At 35.8% G+C, this 14,528-nt stretch carries 13 protein-coding genes; 12 read left to right on the plus strand and 1 reads right to left on the minus strand.

Annotated elements, in window-relative coordinates; all coding sequences use genetic code 11:
• Positions 1-397: 397 nt before the first annotated feature.
• On the minus strand, positions 398-1,201 hold the full coding sequence (locus U8526_RS12750) for a tyrosine-protein phosphatase (protein ID WP_334342326.1): 804 nt from the start codon (positions 1,199-1,201) through the stop codon (positions 398-400).
• A 64-nt stretch (positions 1,202-1,265) separates the two neighbouring features.
• On the opposite strand from U8526_RS12750, the gene U8526_RS12755 reads away from it, so the two are divergent.
• From U8526_RS12755 to U8526_RS12810, 12 genes are all read left to right on the plus strand, one after another.
• Complete coding sequence (locus U8526_RS12755; RefSeq protein ID WP_334342327.1) at positions 1,266-2,375, plus strand: glycerate kinase; 1,110 nt, start codon at positions 1,266-1,268, stop codon at positions 2,373-2,375.
• Between the two features lie 83 nt (positions 2,376-2,458).
• The gene (locus U8526_RS12760) at positions 2,459-2,947 is read left to right on the plus strand and encodes a universal stress protein (RefSeq protein WP_334342328.1); all 489 of its coding nucleotides are present in this window, start codon (positions 2,459-2,461) and stop codon (positions 2,945-2,947) included.
• Positions 2,948-3,000: 53 nt separating this feature from the next.
• On the plus strand, positions 3,001-3,546 hold the full coding sequence (locus tag U8526_RS12765; RefSeq protein ID WP_334342329.1) for a DNA-3-methyladenine glycosylase I: 546 nt from the start codon (positions 3,001-3,003) through the stop codon (positions 3,544-3,546).
• Between the two features lie 687 nt (positions 3,547-4,233).
• On the plus strand, positions 4,234-4,722 hold the full coding sequence (locus U8526_RS12770) for a hypothetical protein (protein WP_334342330.1): 489 nt from the start codon (positions 4,234-4,236) through the stop codon (positions 4,720-4,722).
• The gene (locus U8526_RS12775; protein WP_334342331.1) at positions 4,722-5,543 is read left to right on the plus strand and encodes an ATP-binding cassette domain-containing protein; all 822 of its coding nucleotides are present in this window, start codon (positions 4,722-4,724) and stop codon (positions 5,541-5,543) included. The genes U8526_RS12770 and U8526_RS12775 overlap by 1 nt, the downstream gene beginning before the upstream one ends.
• Complete coding sequence (locus U8526_RS12780) at positions 5,533-6,207, plus strand: hypothetical protein (protein ID WP_334342332.1); 675 nt, start codon at positions 5,533-5,535, stop codon at positions 6,205-6,207. The genes U8526_RS12775 and U8526_RS12780 overlap by 11 nt, the downstream gene beginning before the upstream one ends.
• Positions 6,208-6,275: 68 nt before the next feature.
• Positions 6,276-6,800, plus strand: coding sequence for a GNAT family N-acetyltransferase (locus U8526_RS12785; protein ID WP_334342333.1), 525 nt, complete (start codon positions 6,276-6,278; stop codon positions 6,798-6,800).
• Positions 6,801-6,908: 108 nt separating this feature from the next.
• Positions 6,909-8,078 (plus strand): metallophosphoesterase family protein, encoded by a 1,170-nt coding sequence (locus U8526_RS12790; protein WP_334342334.1) that lies wholly within the window; start codon positions 6,909-6,911, stop codon positions 8,076-8,078.
• 12 nt (positions 8,079-8,090) lie between these two features.
• Positions 8,091-9,995, plus strand: a complete 1,905-nt coding sequence (gene asnB, locus U8526_RS12795) for an asparagine synthase (glutamine-hydrolyzing) (RefSeq protein ID WP_334342335.1) — start codon at positions 8,091-8,093, stop codon at positions 9,993-9,995.
• Positions 9,996-10,475: 480 nt separating this feature from the next.
• Complete coding sequence (locus U8526_RS12800) at positions 10,476-11,696, plus strand: carboxylate--amine ligase (protein WP_334342360.1); 1,221 nt, start codon at positions 10,476-10,478, stop codon at positions 11,694-11,696.
• Between the two features lie 17 nt (positions 11,697-11,713).
• Complete coding sequence (locus tag U8526_RS12805; RefSeq protein WP_334342336.1) at positions 11,714-12,178, plus strand: universal stress protein; 465 nt, start codon at positions 11,714-11,716, stop codon at positions 12,176-12,178.
• Between the two features lie 338 nt (positions 12,179-12,516).
• Complete coding sequence (locus U8526_RS12810) at positions 12,517-14,454, plus strand: M13 family metallopeptidase (RefSeq protein WP_334342361.1); 1,938 nt, start codon at positions 12,517-12,519, stop codon at positions 14,452-14,454.
• Positions 14,455-14,528 lie beyond the last annotated feature (74 nt).

Below are 14,528 nucleotides of genomic sequence, written 5' to 3' on the forward strand. Positions count from 1 at the left end.
AATGAGTCCATCTCTTAAAGTTATATTATTTACTCGAAAAAAGTGTCAACTTGACAAGGCCTAGTGCATTCCAGCGGTCCACAGAGATTTTTCTTCCGACGGCATCCAGCACCAACCAAACAATAGAAGTAAACTATTAAGATTAAAGCGAATCAAAAAAAGACAACCACTGTAGGGGAACAGTAGTTGTCTTTTACTTTAGGGGTAATTCACTTATCAGGGAGGAAAAGTAAATTATTTTTTATTATGAGATTTTCATCTATTTTTAGTTTTCTATATGTTTAAGGGGGGATGTAAATTAAAGCTATTTGCTTTCCTTTAACTTACAAACTACATGATAGACACTAAATGTGAAGAAAATGTGATAACAATATTCTGAAAATGAGAAGATTGAATCTTAATTCAAGTAGATTTTCTTCAAATCGCTTATTTCAGAAGGAGTTACGTGTAATTCATCTTTGATATAATTATCTATATTACCAGACATCTTAGCAATTTCATCTTCAGCTGTAGCTAGATAGTCAGAATGAACTGTCATTAAGTCACGAACTGAACTCAAAACGTCCTTGTCAGTGTAACCCTTCTTTTGTAAATCAAGGATTAAGTTGTCAACGAAGCCCTTGTTAACTTTGTTAGTTAATAAATAATCTTTCTTAATTTCTTCCATAGGAACACCTAAAACAGTCATTAGATAGATGGCTCCCATACCAGTTCTATCTTTACCAGCACTACAGTGGAAAAGTAAGACTTCATCGTCTTGGTCATTAGTTAATAATTTATCAAAAAATGTTCGATAAGCTCCCTTAGCCTGGTCACCTGTGATAATATCACGGTAAACGTCTTTCATATGGTGGAAACCATTAGTAGGGTCACCGCCAATTTCAGGAATGAAGGTCTCACTTTGAACTTTGGAGGATTCTGTTTCGTCGGCTTCAAAAACAGGATCAAAAACGTATTCTGCCCCATCAGGAATACGGTCAGGCTTTTCGTTTACTTCCTCGTGTGAACGAAAATCAACGTCATACTTTAAGCCATAGTTGCTTAAGAATTCAAGGTCACCGTCAGATAAATCACTTAATCCGGCTGATCTGAGAACTTTGTGGTACTTGATTGACTTGCCATCAACTGTTTCGTATCCACCCAATTCACGAAAATTAACACCTTTTTCAAGGTTTAAAACACGCTTATTATCTTTAGCCATACCTTTAACTACCTCTGCATATTTTTCTAATAATCATTATATCAAAAGGAAGAGTCATCCTATCATGAAGTTTATTATTGCACCTGGAAAATATAGTAACAATATTAGCTCGACTAAGATTGGTCAGGCTATTTATAGTGGCATCTCGCGCGCTATGCCTGATGCAAAAATAGTTACCATGCCCGTTACTGATAGTAAAGACGGGATGCCTGCCTTAATAGAGCATACCATTGGTGGGCATTGGGATGAAGTCTCCTACTTTGATGCTTTCTGGGAAAATCGAACTGGGCGTTATCTTGTTACCCAGATCGATAGTCAAAATACCGCTATTATGGATTCAGAGCAAGTGGTTGGCGTAGATTTAGCAAAAAATAAAAGCCGAAATGACTTGTTTCATGCAACAAGTTATGGTTTGGGCGAGTTCATTATGGACGCTGTCACCAATGGCGTCAAAAATATTGTCCTCTGTTTAGGAAAAACAGCTGTAGCTGATGGGGGACTTGGAGCTTTGCAAGCTCTGGGTGCTAAAATTTACGATGAGGATGGACAATTGGTTCCTGAAGGCGAGAATCCGTTGATCAACGCTTTTCGAATCGATATGGAAGATGTCTATCAGTTATTAGGCAGACGAACTCATTTGACGATTCTATTGAGCTATTCCGAAAGAAAAATATCGGATCCTATAAATTATTTGAATGAAGCACAAGAAAGTTTTTTAGAAGATAATTTAGTTTTTATCACTGAAAAAATGAATCAGAAGTATAATTTAGATATACACCCGATGCCTCATTCTGATTCAATCAAGACTTTGGCTGGGGCTTTTGCAATGATTAATGCACGTATTTCTCGCTCATCGTTTGAGTGGGTAGCGAAGGTTACGGGAATGGAAGATACGATCCGTTCGGCAAATATTCTGATTACGGCAACAGATAAGATATCTCGAGAGGCCATGCATGATGACATGTTGTATCACTTGAGTCGTCTAGCTGGGGCTCAAAAAATTCCTACCTTTGCTTTATGTAATAATTTTGTTGATGATTTTCAAAGTTACGAACAGCTTTTCACAGGGATTTTTTCGACTCAGATGACTGAGTATGATGACGAGATGACGATGTTTGAGAACTACGAATCAGTTTCAAACCAATTAGTACGGACGTTACTGACTTTCAAATAATTATGTAAAATATTGAATAAAATATATGAATGCATTAATCTTACATTAGAAGGTATTCAATAAGCGCATTGGAGGATTGAATTATGGAACAAGACTATAAGAAGATTTTGGTTCCTGTAGATGGATCAAAAGAAGCAGAAATGGCTTTTAAAAAGGCCGTAACAGTTGCAAAAATGAACGGTGGTCACATCGATGTTTTAACAGTCTTAGATACTAAGCAATTCATCGGTTTGCATGGTGGTATGTTGAATGGTGATGTTATCTATCAACTTTCCGAAGATGCGCAAAAGTATCTGACAGAATTAAAAGACGGTGCTGTTAAAGATGGCTTTAAGGAAGAAGACATCGATATCCACGTTCGTTTCGGTGAACCAAAGACAGTTATTTCTCAAGAATTCGTAGAAGAATACAAGAATGATTTGATCATGATTGGTTCAACCGGTATGAATGCTGTAACACGTTTGTTAGTCGGTTCAGTTTCTGAATACGTTACAAGAAATGCAAGAACTGATGTTATTATCGTTAGAACAGATGTTGATAATAATAAATTACCTGATAAAAAGAAAAAATAATTATATTGAAGGCTGGCGGATGTCGGCCTTTTTTAGTCTGGAGAAACTTATTAATGAGATGTGATTGGGGCAATGAATCAAAAGAAATGCAAGCTTACCATGATAATGAATGGGGCAAACCTAGTCATGATGAAAGATATTTTTTTGAAATGTTGACCTTAGAAGGGGCTCAAGCAGGATTGTCGTGGGCAACAATTATTAACCGCCGAGAAAATTATCGAAAAGTTTATGAAAATTTTGAAATAGATAAAGTGGCAGCCTTTGATGAAGATAAACGTGAGGCTATGGTACAAGATAAAAGTATTATTCGTAACCACTTAAAAATTGATGCTTCGATTAGTAATGCACGTAAGATTCAAGAAATGCATCGAAGTGGTGAAAAATTTTCTGATTATATTTGGAATTTTGTTGATAATAAACCAATAATTAATCATTATAGTGATATAAGTGAATTACCTGCTCAAACAGAATTGTCGCAACGAGTTAGTAAGGATTTGAAAAAACGTGGTTTTAAATTCGTAGGACCGACAATTATGTATTCATTTTTACAAGCAGTGGGTGTGATTAACGATCACATAGATTCCTGTAATTACAAATAGAAATTAGTATAATGGTATTATTAAAGGGTTCTTTCTTGTTATTTGGTTATGACGTGTCTGATATCAACTGATGTGGTGGAAGTATGCCCGTCGGTAGTAGAAAATCTGTGGGCTTGGAATGCGGTGGACACGGCTTGAAGCTAATAATTTTTCACTCTGTGAAAAATCATGGATTTCCAAGTCCGGTCTTCTACTAACCTTGCTGACGCAAGCTAAGTAGAATTTCACCACTGAGGGCCCACAGATTTTCTACTACCGACTATATTTCTGGTTCTATTGTTATTTGTTGAAATTGTAGTGTTTGGACAGTCTTTGATTTCATATGTGGCTAGATAAAGTTGTGTATGTATATACTGAAAATGTATAGGGCTATCTGAATACCTTGAGAAAAGTGATTTTTAAAATAGAAAGATGCTGGATTAAATAATTCATCTCGAATAAAATAATCGGAGTACTCTTTAGTCCGGAGCAAAAATTGGGGATGCGTTCAGCTATGAAATTATTGTTATCGGCTGTGCCGATTACAATAAGGCCGACTTCGGAGATCCATTATTTTGCACGAAGTGTAAAATGATTAGCTCCGAATCGTGCCCATAGCGTTCCAACAGCATCCCCAATTTTTGTGGAGGACGGCAATTTTACACTATAACCAAATTGAAAGAGAACCACCGAAGACGGAGGATGATTATGAATTCTGAAACTATTAGCAAACTAGCTGAAAAGCTTTATGAAGATAGAAAAAATATTGAAGACAAATCACAAAATTTTGATGCACAAGCTGTGTATGACATCTTAGATTCACTTGAGGTTTTAAGAAAACCAATTGAAGAATACTTTGAAATGACTGAAGACGATTACTACCAAAATGAATCAGACCATCGTTTAACTTTACAAAATCCTGATCAAAAATTGAGTGAGTTGCATGACCGTGTGCAAGTTAATCACGTTGATGGCTCATTGTCTGGTCATAAGATCAATTTTACATATAACCACGAAGATCCATATGAAAGTGGCGATTATAAAGTTAAGACCGATATCAATTTGGTCAGTTTTGCATTTACCGTTATCGGAGCAGTATATGACAACACCATTGTCGCTGATGTTAGAAATTCAGTTTCTAAAGATGCAATCCTTTCAATCGGACTAGCAGCACACGCTATTGAGGAATGGCAATAATGGAATTAATATCAGTCAATGATTTATCATTGCAACGAGAGGGCTACTTTGCATTCAAGCATGTAGCTTTTTCTTTATCCCAAAATGAAATAATTGGTATCAGTGGCGAAAATGGTAGCGGTAAAACACAGCTTTTGGAAACAATAGCGAATTATGAACAGGCTGATAGTGGCAGAATCAAATATACTCCGGGTGTCAGGATTGGCTATATGCCACAAATGGATCCACAAGTCATTGAACAAACGGTGAGAAATTATCTGGAAGATATCAGACGTCTATCTAAACATTTGGCTGTCCGCAAAGATCAATTAGAAGCAATGATCACTTACATGAAATTGGCACCATATCTGGATAAGACGATTGAACAACTTTCTTTAGGCCTTAAGCGCCGAGTTAGTTTTTTGGCTGCGGTCGTGGGACATCCCAACGTCTTATTATTAGATGAACCGTTTGTTTTTCAAAGCAATGAAATGGTTCAAAATATGTTGAGTATGATTCAGGACTTGAAAGATAATGGTTCGGGCGTCATAATCACGGAGACTCAAATAAGTAATGAAGTATCCGAAATACTAGATAAAAATTATCAATTCAATAATGGTGCTTTGCAGCAATTTAAAAGCTTAAAAATTAAAGATAGTCTGTTAACCTTCAGTGTTCATCACAATTCCATCGCGCTAACGAAGGATTTGGCTGAATATGTGGTTAAAAATGCCAATAATCTTGTCGTGATCAAAATCCCTCTGAGTCAAAAAGATATGATTATCGGTAAGATGATTGCTCTTAACTATCAGTTTGAGGGGGATAATGATATTGAAAATTAAAATATTATTGAAAAATTATTTACAGTTTGTTTTTCAAGATTTTCTATACCTGACATTATTGTTCTCAATTATTGTTTTTGGCTTAACGGCCGATCGACTATTAAGTATTGATTATCATGAGAAATATAGCCTATTATTAATAGGGATGTTTTTTTTATCGTTATTTTCAACGATGAATTTGTATCATAACGATAAAGTTTATAATCATTATTTAAAACAAAAGGTGAACAGTTACTGGTCAGAGGTAATCAGTCAATTTTTAACGGTATTAATTTTAAATATAATTTCCGGAATATTGATTTTTGCATTTAGTTTAATTCTAAGTAAAGATATATTTTTAGATGTCGTAGGAATAGTTGCTTTAATTTCTGTAGGATTTTTAGGCAGTTCAATAGCGGCGCTTTTCAAAACTCAATGGCAAAATCATTCCAGTCTAGGACAGATTGGAACGTTAGTTTTTGTCTACTTAGCCTTGTCAGGTAGCGTTGTCGGTATCTTTCAAAACTTTGAAGTGATTTTTCCACCTCTTTCTAGAATGATCGTCAGTTTGCAAAATAATTCTTCTATTACTAAACTATTGCCAATAGCAGGGCAAACATTCTTGTATGCCTTAGTGCTATTTGTTATTAGTTGCTTTATTTATAAAAAAAATAAGAAAAGTTGAACAAAACTATTGCAATGAGATATTCTTTTTTGTTTTAATATCCTGATGAAGTGAGGAGGCAATGTTTTATGAGCAATATTTATTTACGTCAAGCAACACTTGACGATTTGCCAAGAATTATTGATATCATCGGTGGCGCTAAGAAAACCTTACGGGACCGTGGCGTTGATCAATGGCAAGTGGGTTATCCCGATGAGAAAATCCTAGAACAAGATATTCAAGAAGATATAAGTTATGTTTTAATACTAGATGGTGAGGTAGTTGGAGTTGCTGCTTTGCAACAAGGCTATGATAAGAATTATCAAGATATGACCTCTGGGTCATGGTCAAAAGATTCTGATGTAACCTATTCAATTATTCACCGGATAGCTGTTGAACCGGGCCACCAAGGACAACACCTTTCAGCCGCATTGATTCAACAACTACTAACAATTTCACATTACTTAGGATACAGTGATGTCAGAATTGACACTCATCCTGATAATTTAGTAATGCAACACGTTATTACAAGTAATGGATTTGTTGAAAAAGGCACTATTACGATGGATGAAGATCATGGTATTAGAAAAGCTTATCAGATTCTTTTAAAGTAAGCGTCAAAAGATTATTTTTCATATCTTTGATATATAATTGAGCCATAATGAGACCATCGTGAGATGGTTTTTTTACTATATAAGTATGGGATATTGGAGATCATAAAATTGAAAATCAAAAATATTGCAAGCAGATTGTTGACACCAAAGCCATCAGAATTCATATCAACACAAACTGATATGTTTTTGAAACGCTTGAAGCCACGTCCTTTTGTTATTGATTACATTAAGGGCGTTTATGATAATAACGTAAAACCTAACGTTACAGATGATACAGTGACTTTGTCCGTTTTAACTGATACACATGCTAAGGCAATTGCTAGTGCATCTTATTACGGAATCAACGGGATACGTCATATTATTGAGGCTAATAGCGTTAGTGATGCCGTCGACTTAGACTTGAACGTTCATCTGGGGGATTTGATTGATGGAAGCGATAAGCCAGAAATTAGTCGTGGCTTATTGAAGTTTGCAGTGGAAAATTATGAGAACAGCAAACCACCATTCTTTCTTCTAGAGGGCAATCACGATGAGAATGATAAATACGATGAACATCGTTTCTTCGGATCAGCATCATTTCATCGTGATGACTATGACTCATTAGTAACAAAGTATGATTTTGAACAATCAGGGATTTTTAGATTAAATCCTGTTTCAAAAGTTGGCTGGTATGATAAAGGCGATATACGAATTGTCTTTATCGATACGAGTGATATTCCTTATATACTTAGCAATGGTTCTAAAAAGTATGATTTTAAAAAAGTCCGTGGCGTCAGAGAACAACAACTTGAAGATTTGATTACAATTCTCGAAAATACTGTCGATAAACATGTTATTGTAATGGGGCATGCTAATATTGTGAGTCCGAGTGGTCGTAGTGCGTTGAACTTTAATGGCGACCTGATTCAACAATTGTTAGTAAGCTTTAACAACAAAAATTCTGGTCAATTAAAAAATGAATTGACAGGAGATTTTGGTGTTAATTTACGCTATGATTTCTCATCTACAGGCATTTCTAAGGTAACAACTTATATTTGTGGTCATATGCATTATGAAAAAAACTACAAAGTTTCTGAAATTAATCATATAATATTAAATTGTTCGGCCTTAATGGGTAAGAAACATGGTTTAACAACTGATTATAATAAAAAATGGGACAGGCGTTATAATGAAATCTCAGAATTAGCGGGCTATTTCATTAATATCGACCCGAACAAATTGCGCTTACAAATTTTTGGTTACGGAGCCGCTACAAGATATGTAAGTTTTGAAATATAAGGGAGAATTTTTATGTGTGGAATTGTCGGATTCGTAGATAAAAATATTACAGACAAGAAACCTGTAATTGAGGCTATGATGGATACGATCAAACATCGTGGACCAAATAGTTCTGGTGAATTATTGGATGGCGATGCTGCTTTAGGTTTCCGCCGCTTGAGTATCATTGATATCAGTAGTGGTATGCAACCTATTTATAACGAAGATAAATCAAAAGCTGTTATTTTTAACGGTGAAATTTATAACTACAAAGATGTTAGAAAAGAATTAAAGAAAGCAGGACACGTTTTCTCAACTGATACTGATACTGAAGTCCTTCTTCATGGTTTTGAAGAATGGGGTATTGAAGGTCTATTAAAGAAAATCCGTGGTATGTTTGCTTTCGTGATTTATGATTTAAAAACTGGTGACATTACAGGTGCTAGAGATTTCTTTGGTATCAAGCCACTTTATTACTACAACCGTGAAGGTACATTTATTTTCGGTTCAGAAATCAAATCTTTCTTGAAAGAACCAAACTTCAAGAAGGAATTGAACAAAGCTGCTTTGAAGCCATATTTGACTTTCCAATACTCAGCTTTGAACGAAACTTTCTTCAAGAATGTCTTCAGAATTCCTGAAGGTCACTACTTTACATTCAAGAACGGCAAGTTAAGTATCAAGAAGTACTGGGATATGTCCTTCAAAGAGAACAATTTGTCATTTGAAGAAACTGTTAAGAGAATTGACAAATCTATTCGTGAATCAGTCAATGAACACTCTATCAGTGATGTACCAGTTGGTTCATTATTGTCTAGTGGTGTTGACTCAAGTTACGTTACAGCCGTTTTGAAACCACAACATACTTACTCAATCGATTTTGATACAAGTACGTATGAAGAAGGTACAGCAGCTAAAATGTTAGCTGACAAATTAGGCTTGGAAAACACACGTGGTATCGTTACAAAAGAGGAAGCGGTCAAATCCATTCCTCTAATTCAATACTACATGGACGAACCTGACTCAAATCCTTCATGTATACCACTTTACTTCTTAACTAAGTTAGCAAGTAAGGATGTAACGGTTATTCTTTCTGGTGAAGGAGCCGATGAATTGTTTGCTGGTTATGCAAATTATGGCTTCCATTCACATTCAAAGGCTATCCGTGTCGTAGCGGAAGATTTGAAACGCCTACCAAAGGGAGTTAAGTACAAATTAGCTCACGGACTAAAGAAAATGCCTAATTTCCCAGGTCGTTTGCACTTGTATGAATCAACTGCAAAGGCTGAAGAATTCTTTATTGGTCAAGCTAAGATCTTTACAGAAAAAGAAGCTGCAGATTTAGTTAAACCTGAATTTGAAAAATCACGTTCAGTTAAAGATATCGTTATGAGAAGTTATAGCAAAGTTAGTGGTTATAACGATGAAGTTAAGAAGATGCAATACCTTGATCTTCACCAATTTATGTCAAATGATATCTTGCTAAAAGCCGACCGTATGAGTATGGCTAATTCAATGGAATTACGTGTACCATTCTTGGATAAAGAAGTTGCCAAAGTAGCTGCTGGAATTCCTACTAAGTATCTTTTGAATAGTAAAGATAGCAAGTACGCACTAAGAGTAGCTGCCGAGCGTGCATTACCTAAGGAATGGGCAAAACGTGAAAAACTAGGCTTCCCAGTACCAATTCGTGACTGGATCAGAACCAAAGAAGTTTACGAACAATTCCGTAGTTTATTCAGCGCAGATTTTGCCGGAGAATTCTTCGATCAAGATGCAATTTTGAAGATGCTTGATGGTTGTTATCGTGGAGAAAACGACGATCGTCGTAAAGTTTGGACAATTTATACATTCTTGATTTGGTATAAAGTATTCTTTATTGACGATGGTAAGAAACCAGACGTAGACCCACAAGTTAAAGTAAGTGAGAGAGCATAGTAAGAGAGCGGAGTAGGCCCGCTTAGATTCCGAGCATTTGCAGGACTTTGCGAATTGGCTGCGAAGCAGACAGTTCGTGAAGTCAGGCAAAGCACAGGAATCTGGCCTACGCAGCTCGTTTTCACTATTCATCAAAGAACAATGGTTTATTTGAATAGAAGCTAAAGTTATTCAGCAAAGAACAATGGTTTATCCGAATAGAAACTAAAATAAAAACATAAGCAATAAAAAAGAATCCAGTAACTCGCTTTTGAGTTACTGGATTCTTTCAGTTCCAAGACTACAAGCATAATAATTTAAGAAAATAATAAGCCTCTCAGATTTAATATAAATGAGGCTCTCGTTGTGCTAAATTGAGTATGGTATAATTTTGTGTGAAATGTGTGTAATTTTAAAAATAGAATTAATAATAGTAAGAGGTTGATCCCTATCGAAACTGAATCAGGAAAAAAATTCACGCCCATTCTTTTGGGTAGTGATATGAATGTTTACGGAATGGCCCGTGCTTTCCATGAACTCTATGGGGGCACTGTTAAAGCCTATGCCGAAATCCAATTGGCACCTACAAGATATACAAAAATCTTAAATTTAACTCTCTATTCAGGCTTTTCTGAAGACCCTGTTTTCATTGAAAAAATGCGTGAAATTGCTAAAGTTTACCAAAACCATGAGGAACCAGTTATTTTAATTGGTTGTGGGGATGGTTATGCCGAACTTATCAGCAAGCATAAAGAAGAATTGTCTAAGACTTTCGTGTGTCCTTATGTCGATTATGATTTACTAAAATCATTGAATAATAAAGAGAGTTTCTACCATGTCGCTGATGAACATGGCCTACCTCATCCATTAACAAAAATTATTACAAAAGATATGTATGAGAAGAAGAATGATCTTGATGTTCCATTCGATTTCCCAGTTGCTTTAAAACCAGCAAACAGTGTGGAATGGTTGGATATTCATTTTGAAGGCCGTAAAAAGGCTTTCATAATTCACTCTCAAGAAGAATATATGACTATCGTTGGTAAGATTTATGATAATGGTTATACATCGGATTTGATTCTCCAAGACTTTATTCCTGGGGATGACTCTAATATGCGTGTGCTCAACGCCTATGTTGACCAAGAACACCACGTTAAGATGATGTGTTTAGGCCATCCAATTTTGGAAGACCCTACACCACAATCAATCGGTAACTATGTAGCCATTATTCCTGAATTCAATCAGGATGTTTATGACCAAGTTCAAAAATTCCTTGAGGATATTGAATTTACAGGTTACGCCAACTTTGATATGAAGTTTGATTCTCGTGATAATACTTTCAAATTCTTTGAAATTAATTTACGTCAAGGAAGAAGTAGTTTCTTTGTGACGCTCAATGGCTATAATCTTGCCAAATATGTGGTAGAAGATTATATTGAGGGTAGTTTAGAAAAAGAGCCAACAGTTTATGCCAACAAGAACAAAGCACAACATAAATTGTGGTTAGGTGTACCAGTCAAGGTCTTCAACAAGTATGCAGCTGATAATGATGCAACTAAATATGCTGATGAATTAATCAAGCAAGACCGCGTTGGAACAACCGTTTTCTATAACAAAGACAATTCCTTTAGACGTTGGTTGTTATTGACATACATGTTCCATAATTATGTTAAGAGATTTGATAAATACTTCCAAGAGAATAAAGGACGCGACTTTAAATAACCTAGGGGGTTTAATATATGGATGAATTAAAAGAATACAAAGTTAAAAAAATTGAGTATTCTAAGATTTTAATCTGTGTCGATTCAGATGATTTTGAGTCATCAAAAAATGCCTTTAATTATGCGTGTTCATTAGCTAAACACTATAATTCAGAATTAGGTATTGTTTCCGTATTGGAAACAGGTGACTTGAATATTTTTCAATCGCTAGACCCAGAAGTACTAGCAGAACGCCGAGAAGAGATCAAAGAACTTCTCGAAGTTTACGGACAAAAAGCCAAAGAATATGGCGTTAAAGACGTTCATATGATGGTAACAGAAGGCGGACCAGGAACAGTTATCGTAGATAAAGTAATTCCTAAGTTCCAACCAGACCTAGTTATTGTCGGAGTGGAAAAGAAGAATAAGAACCGTAATACAATCGGCTCACAAGCTTCGAAGATCGTAAATAGCGCTGGCGTTTCAGTTAGTGTTATTAGATAGAGTAGAGAGCGAAGCAGGGGCGGTCAGCTCCCGAGGATTAAGACTACTTTCTCAGTCGGCAACGAAGTGCCGGCAGAGAAAGTTGACTTAACCGGAAGGAGTTGCCCCTGCGTAGCTCGTTTCCACTATTCAGCAAAGAACCATGGTTTACTTGAATAGAATTAAAGAATAACAACAAAAGCTCAATGAACAGTTATCGAAAAGATAACAATCACATTGAGCTTTTTTAGTGCAAAACATATTTTTATTTAAAAATTATAAAAATGAAAATTATTCTAATAAAAAGTAATTAGTGATATAGTAGTCTTTAAAAATAATAGGCGGTGAACAATTTGTTAATGAATAAAGTTATCGGTGGTGCAGGGGACTTAATTGATGCTAAGCCCGCCGATTATAAGGATAATTTATATCTAGCTGTCAACGGTGCTTGGCAGGAGAAAGCTACAATTCCACCTGACAAATCTCGTACTGGTGGTTTTACAGATCTTGATGAGGGCGTTGAAAAAACACTCATGAAAGACTTCCATGAATTTGCAAACGATGAAAGTGAAGTTGATGATCCTCGTTTGCTTCAAGCTGTGAAGTTATATCGCCTAGCTAATAATGTGGATCATTTGAGCAAGTTCCATCAACAACCAATCTTGAAAGATATGCAACGCATTACTGATTTGAACAGTGTTAAGGATTTAGGGGATAACTTGGCACAATTGTCAAAAGATGGTTTTGCTTTGCCAATCGATATCAGTATCGATGCTGATATGAAAGATACAGCTAAGAACGTCGTTTATATTAACGGTGCTGGCTTGATTTTACCTGATAAGACTTACTATGATGAAAAAAATGAATCAGGTAAACAATTATTAGCCAAATACGCTGATGTTGCTGGACGCTTACTTTCAATGATCGGTTACAAGCTGGATGAAGCTAAAGAAATTGTCAAAAAAGCATTGAAATTCGATAAATCATTAGTTCCTATCGTCAAGAGTTCTGAAGAATGGGCAGACTATACTAAGGTTTATAACCCAATGAAATTTGACGAATTCGTTACTAAATCCGATGTTTTGAACTTGAAGAGTTTGGTTGTTGATTCTGTTAACGACACACCTGAAAAAGTTATCGTAACAGAGCCAAGATACTTGGATAATTTGAATAAACTTGTTAACGCTGATACTTTTGAAGATATCAAAGCTTGGATGATGGTTAAATTCCTCACTGGAAATGCTTCAATCCTTGATGAAGAATTCCGTCAAGTTATCGGTGAATACAATTTGGCCCTCAGTGGTGCTAAAGAATTAAAGAACAGAACTAAGTATGCCTACAATTTTGCTGCAAGTATTTTCAGTGAAGTCGTTGGTGCATATTACGGTAAGAAATACTTTGGTGAAAAGGCCAAAGAAGATGTTCGCAGCATGGTTAAGAAAATGATTGCCGTATACGAACAAAGACTTTCTGAAAATACTTGGTTGAGTGAAGATACTAAGAAGAAAGCCATTGTCAAATTGGATAAGATCGTTATTAAAGTTGGTTATCCAGATAAGATTGATGATCTTTATAATAAATTTGAAATTAACGAAAATGATTCATTGTACGACAACGTTTCTAGAATTAGAAAGGCCATTGCTCAACACAGTTTGGATCAATATCACGAACCTGTTGACCGTACAAAGTGGTTGATGCCAGGACATATGGTTAACGCATGTTACGATCCATCAAGAAATGACATCACCTTCCCAGCTGCTATTTTGCAAGCTCCATTCTACAGTTTGGACCAAACAAGTAGCCAAAACTTTGGTGGTATCGGTGCTGTTATTGCTCATGAAATTTCTCATGCTTTCGATAACAATGGTGCTCAATTCGATGAATTCGGTAATATGAATAACTGGTGGACTGATGAAGACTTTGCTAAGTTCAAGAAGCTCACTCAAAATATGATCGATGAGTTCGAAGGAATTCCATATGCTGGTCATAAAGTTAATGGTAAATTGGTTGTCAGTGAAAATGTTGCCGATGTTGGTGGACTTCGCTGTGCCTTGGAAGCTGCTAAGAGTGAAAGTGACTTTGACGTTAAAGCCTTCTTTATCAACTGGGCTCGTGTTTGGAGAAACAAGTCAACACAACAATTGACAGAAATGTTCCTTTCAATCGATGTTCACGCTCCAGCTCCATTACGTGCTAATGTTCAAGCACAAAATATGGATGAGTTCTATGACGCCTTTGGTGTTACTGAAAAAGACGGTATGTGGTTAGACGCCGACAAACGTGTTAACATCTGGTAATATTGAAGATTTTCTAGACATTTTGTCTGAATAAGAAATGTAATCATCTAAACAGGGATAGGCTAAGGCTTATG

The organism is Companilactobacillus sp. HBUAS56275 (assembly GCF_036913655.1).
Classification (GTDB): Bacteria; Bacillota; Bacilli; order Lactobacillales; family Lactobacillaceae; genus Companilactobacillus; species Companilactobacillus pullicola.

What these genes read in the sequence shown, in the direction of transcription:
- U8526_RS12750 (WP_334342326.1), bottom strand. Translation starts at nt 1,201, where the DNA reads ATGGCTAAAGATAATAAGCGTGTTTTAAACCTTGAAAAAGGTGTTAAT.
- U8526_RS12755 (WP_334342327.1), top strand. Translation starts at nt 1,266, where the DNA reads ATGAAGTTTATTATTGCACCTGGAAAATATAGTAACAATATTAGCTCG.
- U8526_RS12760 (WP_334342328.1), top strand. Translation starts at nt 2,459, where the DNA reads ATGGAACAAGACTATAAGAAGATTTTGGTTCCTGTAGATGGATCAAAA.
- U8526_RS12765 (WP_334342329.1), top strand. Translation starts at nt 3,001, where the DNA reads ATGAGATGTGATTGGGGCAATGAATCAAAAGAAATGCAAGCTTACCAT.
- U8526_RS12770 (WP_334342330.1), top strand. Translation starts at nt 4,234, where the DNA reads ATGAATTCTGAAACTATTAGCAAACTAGCTGAAAAGCTTTATGAAGAT.
- U8526_RS12775 (WP_334342331.1), top strand. Translation starts at nt 4,722, where the DNA reads ATGGAATTAATATCAGTCAATGATTTATCATTGCAACGAGAGGGCTAC.
- U8526_RS12785 (WP_334342333.1), top strand. Translation starts at nt 6,276, where the DNA reads ATGAGCAATATTTATTTACGTCAAGCAACACTTGACGATTTGCCAAGA.
- asnB (WP_334342335.1), top strand. Translation starts at nt 8,091, where the DNA reads ATGTGTGGAATTGTCGGATTCGTAGATAAAAATATTACAGACAAGAAA.
- U8526_RS12800 (WP_334342360.1), top strand. Translation starts at nt 10,476, where the DNA reads ATGAATGTTTACGGAATGGCCCGTGCTTTCCATGAACTCTATGGGGGC.
- U8526_RS12805 (WP_334342336.1), top strand. Translation starts at nt 11,714, where the DNA reads ATGGATGAATTAAAAGAATACAAAGTTAAAAAAATTGAGTATTCTAAG.
- U8526_RS12810 (WP_334342361.1), top strand. Translation starts at nt 12,517, where the DNA reads ATGAATAAAGTTATCGGTGGTGCAGGGGACTTAATTGATGCTAAGCCC.